Raw genomic sequence first — 6119 nt, 5'->3', positions numbered from 1 at the left:
TATCACCATCTTTGATGAGGCATAGGGGATACTGGTGACGCGCAATTGGTCTTCGTGTAAGGTAGCATTCATCGAGGCATGAACCCCATTTCTGACAAGGTTTCTGACAATTCACCAAAGCGCTCAAGCTTACCTTTAAGCTCTTTCACTTTGGTTTTCAATTCAATGTTTTCAGCCTCCAATGCTGATAAACGTTTTGAATCAAGCGCCTTGCGATTCGCCGTATTGTCGTATTGTTTAGGCTTGTCAGTTTCTTTTTTTGCAGCTTCTGTCAGAGGTGGTAAGACACCTCTTTCGCGCAAGCAATCTTCAAGTCGCTTTAAGTTCTTTACTACTGCAGGATTTTGACTTAGAGTCGATTTACCAAAACCGACCGCTTTAGCAATTTCCACGCGGTTTAGCTGACCTCTACGTACTATTTCCTTAAAGTCATCATCATCTTGCGTTGCCTCCCACTCCAAAAACGCATCGAGGTTTTGCTGTGCTTTTTGCTGACCATTAGCCATTTATTAAGCTCCCTGTGTCAGTACATTGCTGAGTAAATTGATAAATTTAGCATTGGGGCTCCTAAATCAGCATTCACGTTCGTTTACGTTTATTGTCATCAGCTCTTGTTAACTTGGTTAAAGGCTGGTTCAGTTTCGACATATCGATATTGGAAGGTGCAGGCTTGCGCTCTAGTTCTATTCTTAGCTCTTCAATATTTACTCCCTCTGGCAGCTCTTTATTTAATTCATCCATATTGTTGCTCATGTAATAAAGATTGTATTGCCACCTTACAAATTGCTCCGTCAATGCAGTCTTTTCTGCCTCAAGAAGTCGAACTTTAACTTCTAATTTTTCAATACGGGAATACGCATCTTGCAATTGCATATCATCTTTTTTACTGGAAGAGAAAGGTTGCTCTTTAAGCCAAGCTTTCTTCTCTTCAAATGCAATTTTTACATCTTCATACGCCAATAGAGTATGTCTGGAAACAATACTATCCAATCCGAGCTCTTTGGTTACTCGCTCACACAGTAATGACCAAGAAAGCTTGCCTTGCCAACCTGAAATTATATCAAGAATCTTCTTTTTACTGCTGCTTGTTATGACTATTTTTGGCATTATCCAAAACCCAATAATTTGTTTATGTTTGCGGTTAATTGAGGCTTAATATGCGCTTTAGTGTTGCTATGTCCCTCTAAGTCTGTGACCATTTTTTTATCTTCAAGCGCTCGTCTCGTTGGCGATGGGTCATGCTCTACAGGAATTTGAATAACGGTTCCCTCTGGAAGGCTTTCATCTTTCATCATCGCGATTAGGGTGCGTATATGCCCCAATTTCCATCCGTGATGCGTAACCCATCTATCTGCACCAAACACATCTTTACCATTAGCTTGTATTGCTTTATCTAATTGTTCTGATATTAGTTTTTCCAGTTGCTCTAGCTCTTCCAGAGTATCAGGGATTCCCGTTAGGCAAACATGATCTTTGCAAGTCACGCACTCACCAGATTTTGTGCATGGTGTTTGCGCAAAATTATGCGTACAGAACCCAATCCCCGTAAAATCAGCAATACCTTCCCTGTCAATGCCAACCGATTTCAATGTGACCGGTAAGTTATACTTTTTCAAGGTAACAGCTGAAGGCGTATCATCGTAACTAGCCACCATCAGCTCAGTGCTTAGTCTACTTTTTTGTTCTAGTGTTCGAAGGTCATAAGCGGAATTCTGGCGGTAATCTGCTCGACCAGACCATTGAGCAATTTTCCAATCATCAACACCACCAATTTTGGCGTGAGTATTGAGCCACACTCGAAATTGGTGAGTGGTTAACGCTATTGGAATACCATCTTTCTGAGTCATATCAAATCGCTCCCAAAGGGTGCTCATTGATTTAGGTTTTTTGCTAAGTTGTTCATTAAATGCGTTAATCGATGGCATAGTCCAACTAAACTGTTTTGCTGCGCTTTTCGGCTTTAATTCAAGGTCTCGATACAGCAATAGGTTTTCCCAAACAGGTCTCTTTGAGTCTGGGTTTTTGGGCCAACTTTTCTTTTTATATTTTTGATGAACGACCTCATTCAAACGCGAATAAGTCACTGTGCTTTCTTCTAATAATTCATTTAGCCAATTAGCTAATACCTTGGAGTTTTGAAAACTCACACCATTCCAGTTTAAAAAGCTCACAATATTCATTGCATGAGCAATTTGCGAATCCGACAAAGGCAGATTGTCTTTGTGATATGGTGGCGTAATACACCCTTCGTGTTTATAGAACTCATTAGGGTGTTCATATGCCCATTTAGCGCATTCTCGGGCTGGTTTGCCGATTTCAATCAGCCGATTAAATGCTTCTGTAACGACATTTAGCATCAAGGGGGGGACAGGTTTTCGATGATCTGGATAACCTTTTGACCCATGCCAGACTATGTACCAACCGTCATCATCACCTTGTTGTAAAGAGTGTATCGTTAAGCCATCAAGTTCATTGATACGACCAGGTGCAAAGCAAAGTAAAACGAGGGCACTGGTATAATATTTATCTTGAACATTTTCTGCTCTTGCAAAGCAATCAGCTAAACAAAGCATTTCGTGCATAGTGGGGCATCGTTCTTCACGAAATTTGTCAGCTTCTTTACCTAGTTGCTCAACTTTATCAGCTTGCCTGGGAAATGGGTTTTTAAACGTTGGTAACGTAAGTACTATACGCTCATTAAGTAGCCATTTTACAAGATAGGTTAACTTACCTCCGATTTGATAACGGCGTGTAAGGTTATTTTCAGATTGCTTTATTATCGCGACAATATCTTTTAATGTTTGCCCGGTAACGTCTAGAATGCATGGTGCTTTGTCGTCTCCTTGAGCAACCAACGCTAGATATAGATTACGAAACATTGATATCCATAAATGGGCAGACGTAATCTCCTTAAGGGTCATTTGCTGGCGCATAAAGGCTTTCACAAACTCTAAATATGGGCCTTTAAAAGTATCTATAGGAGAATAATTATTCCCTTCTATTTGCCTGAATCCGAAAACTAAAGTCTGTCCCTTATTTGGTTTCCAACTAGGCGCGTCCCAGCCTTGTTCTTTGTATAGAGTGAGCTCGGTTTGAGCAAACAAAATGAACTCAGTCAAGTTTCGTTGGGTATCTTTGTCATGCTTTGCTTGCCAAAATTTGATGACATTATTATCTGATTTATCCATCTAACAAACCCACATCTCTTTTCGCTTTCTCACAAAGTATGATAACTTCCTGCATGGCTAGCACGACTCTATCGGTTGATTGCAATACAAAGGAGCTGGCCCCTTTATCGCGTAATCGCTTTCGTTCTTCGAGTAGGTCATTTAAAAATACTTGGTGCCTACCATGAACCCAGGGTTGGAATTTTGCACATGTATAACAAGCCCTTCCACCAGTTGAACAAAAACCATATTTTCCACAATTTCCTAGGCTATCACCATGACTGTTGTGGATTCGAGACAGTGGATCATTCACTCTAATAGCATCAGCTTCACTTGATATTAGGGTGCCAGCAAATGCTTGAGCAAGAGGGGCTAGGACAGCAGCTAGCGCCTCATTGATTTCTTCACCAAGCTCTTTAACGTTCTCCGTATATACCTTGACGTTTTGTATATCGCTGTGACCTAAAATCTTCGCGATAACAAATGGCGATAAACCACGTCTAGCGGCATTTGTACCCAGCGTATAACGAAACCGTCTTGCGGTTAAATGAATGAATTCTCCCTTCAAACGTTCTGATCTTGCATCACATATCTTAGTTAAATTACGAAGAACTGTATCGGCATAGCCTCTAGAAAAGTGTATTGCGTCTGGGGTATTTAATCTCAAGTTATCCAGTTCACCTTTACTACTCAAACCTCTTATTTTTTTAAGAGCACCAAAAACAGGCATCACAGCTTTTTGCTTCTCCGTTAAGATCCCCACCTGTTCTTCAATGAGTTTTGCTGTTACTTGTGCCTGATTACTGATTAATAAAGCCAAATCTTCATCGATTTCCACTTCCTTGAAGTAATCTCTAAAGTTTTTAACACCTCGTTTTTTTGCATGTGGTAATTGCAGCGTATATTCGGTATGCCCATCCCGACTTTTCATCCTAAGATCGCCAGCTTGGAGCTGACAAAACTGTGTAGGACGAGCCCCCAGGTAGATGTTTAACATCAGCCATGTGTAATCACGAAGAGATAACTTATCAGCCATAAACGCATTGACCCCCCATCGAAGCACAGCTTCCTGCTCTTGCATGGAATATGCGCCAGTGTGAGGACAGCCTTTTGCAACAGGTACTCCTTTATTCATCCCTTTTAAAGTAATTTGCTCAAGCCAAGACTCAATTTCAGGGCTGATACCCTCTATTTTTTTATCAATCCAGTTCAATAAAAAAGCTCTGATCGAACCTAGCTTATGTTCTGAGCTACTATCTAATGTCGACAGATAATTTTGTAACGTAGAAAGAGAAAGCTCATTGGCTTCTTGTGTTCGTAATATAGACAAAATTATCTCGAATATGATGCTACAGTGACTTGCAGATAATTCTTCTGCATGATCAGCCATTTGCTTTTTATAACCATTTACAAAGGTTTCATTTACACTTTTAGGTAATCGTCCCCAATTCAACTTGATAGAGTTATCTAGGCGCCAAGTAACATCTGAGTCGAAAAACTCATAACCCATCTTACTTCGACGGTGTTGAATGTCTTGAAATACGGAAATACTAACTGCTTCTACCATTTTTTATTTCCTTTGTTGCTGCACTAATATCCAACATCATGCTCTTATGTATATCTCTAGCTTTACGTTCTGCAAACCTATTTAAATAGGGTCTTGCGCTGTCAGGACTGCTATGCCCATTTAACATCATCCTCATATTAATTTCATCGCCGTCTTTGATCAGCTTTGACTTGAGCACTTTTATCTCTTCATACAAACCTTGCTTCTCGGCAACGAGAATCTGTTCGCTAATACCTTCATTATGGATATCAATTTGGGCTGACAACCTTTCGTTGAAGTAGATGCGAAATCCTCGACGTTGAATGTTGGCAAACATCTTATCTACAGCTTTAAGCTTAGGAATAACCGCTTCAGAAAAAGCTTTGTCTGTCATCGCGGACCCTTTCATTCCACCTTTGTGATGAACAAAAATATATGGGTGTGATTTTGAACGGTTAAATGTTGGCCTAATCGCTCTGATGTAATATTCGAGATCTGTATATAGAGCGGGAGGGATGTTTATTTCACGCTCCTGTGTTTTCAATGTAGGCTGAACTTTACGAGGATCATTGATGTCATCATGGCGCCTAATAAATTGTAATGTAGGCTGGTCTGTATCGTGCCCAATATCATCTAATGTGAGAGACAACACTTCTGATGGTCTGCACCCTGTCCAGTACAAAATTTGGATGAGTAAATAGTTTCTCAATTTTATCTCGAAATTTGAGAAGGGGTTTTGCGGATGATTTGGATGCGCGACTTCCAAGAAAGCTTTAAAGTCATCTGCTTCAGCGTGTGTTGCTTTAGATAAGTTGCTTAATCCTTTCGGGTAATGGGCCTTAAACTGCGCGGACATCGCCTCGATTTCTCTTCTTACTTCAGCCGCATTCGGTTTGAATTTACACAACTCCCAAGCACAGAACCCCAAGAATTTATTGATACCGATCATACGCTGGTACTGATAGTTTTTATCAACAGCATCAAGTGCAGAAGGCGTTTTGGCTAATTTAGTGAAACTCACCACCTTAGTGGATTTTAAGCTTTCAGCTTTTGAAGATAAACCACAGAAGTATTTGATAGATTTTATCGTTTCCCTTGTGGGAAAATTTAGCTGTCGAATCTCAGCTAATAAATCTCGAGAATGTAACTGTTCCCACTTTCTCAGCAGCTTGATGCTATATAATTCTTTCTTGATTGAGGTTTGCTTGTGGTCTTGTCTAAGCTCTGCCGTGACATAAAGAGTTGACCAAAAATCAATACAGCTATCTTCATTCACTAATAGTGAACGACGCTCGCCCTCTGAAAAAATATAATCGACAACCTTCATTACACCCCCTTAACCATACAAAAAATATAGTAGTAATACTAAATCGTGGTGTCAATTCTTTTTATACAAAAAAAAACCC

5 protein-coding genes are annotated in these 6119 nt (G+C 40.1%); all 5 read right to left on the bottom strand.

What is annotated here, in order from left to right; translation table 11 throughout:
* Positions 1–68 precede the first annotated feature (68 nt).
* Positions 69–506: a VPA1267 family protein gene (locus AB4140_RS12595; protein WP_372001158.1), complete on the bottom strand. Its 438-nt coding sequence runs from the start codon at positions 504–506 to the stop codon at positions 69–71.
* A 73-nt stretch (positions 507–579) separates the two neighbouring features.
* On the bottom strand, positions 580–1107 hold the full coding sequence (locus tag AB4140_RS12590; RefSeq protein WP_372001156.1) for a hypothetical protein: 528 nt from the start codon (positions 1105–1107) through the stop codon (positions 580–582).
* Positions 1107–3188 carry a hypothetical protein gene (locus AB4140_RS12585; RefSeq protein WP_372001154.1) on the bottom strand — a complete coding sequence of 694 codons (2082 nt, stop codon included), beginning with the start codon at positions 3186–3188 and terminating at the stop codon, positions 1107–1109. The genes AB4140_RS12590 and AB4140_RS12585 overlap by 1 nt, the downstream gene beginning before the upstream one ends.
* Positions 3181–4734 (bottom strand): site-specific integrase, encoded by a 1554-nt coding sequence (locus AB4140_RS12580; protein ID WP_372001151.1) that lies wholly within the window; start codon positions 4732–4734, stop codon positions 3181–3183. Before AB4140_RS12580 ends, AB4140_RS12585 begins: the two co-directional genes overlap by 8 nt.
* Positions 4718–6040, bottom strand: coding sequence for a site-specific integrase (locus AB4140_RS12575; RefSeq protein WP_372001149.1), 1323 nt, complete (start codon positions 6038–6040; stop codon positions 4718–4720). The genes AB4140_RS12580 and AB4140_RS12575 overlap by 17 nt, the downstream gene beginning before the upstream one ends.
* Between the last annotated feature and the right edge of the window lie 79 nt (positions 6041–6119).

The organism is Shewanella sp. 10N.286.51.B2 (genome assembly GCF_041469265.1).
Classification (GTDB): Bacteria; Pseudomonadota; Gammaproteobacteria; order Enterobacterales; family Shewanellaceae; genus Shewanella.
Note: the sequence above shows the minus strand (reverse complement) of the source record. Positions and strands in the feature narration are given on the sequence as shown.

What these genes read in the sequence shown, in the direction of transcription:
- AB4140_RS12595 (WP_372001158.1), bottom strand. Translation starts at nt 506, where the DNA reads ATGGCTAATGGTCAGCAAAAAGCACAGCAAAACCTCGATGCGTTTTTG.
- AB4140_RS12590 (WP_372001156.1), bottom strand. Translation starts at nt 1,107, where the DNA reads ATGCCAAAAATAGTCATAACAAGCAGCAGTAAAAAGAAGATTCTTGAT.
- AB4140_RS12575 (WP_372001149.1), bottom strand. Translation starts at nt 6,040, where the DNA reads ATGAAGGTTGTCGATTATATTTTTTCAGAGGGCGAGCGTCGTTCACTA.
- AB4140_RS12585 (WP_372001154.1), bottom strand. Translation starts at nt 3,188, where the DNA reads ATGGATAAATCAGATAATAATGTCATCAAATTTTGGCAAGCAAAGCAT.
- AB4140_RS12580 (WP_372001151.1), bottom strand. Translation starts at nt 4,734, where the DNA reads ATGGTAGAAGCAGTTAGTATTTCCGTATTTCAAGACATTCAACACCGT.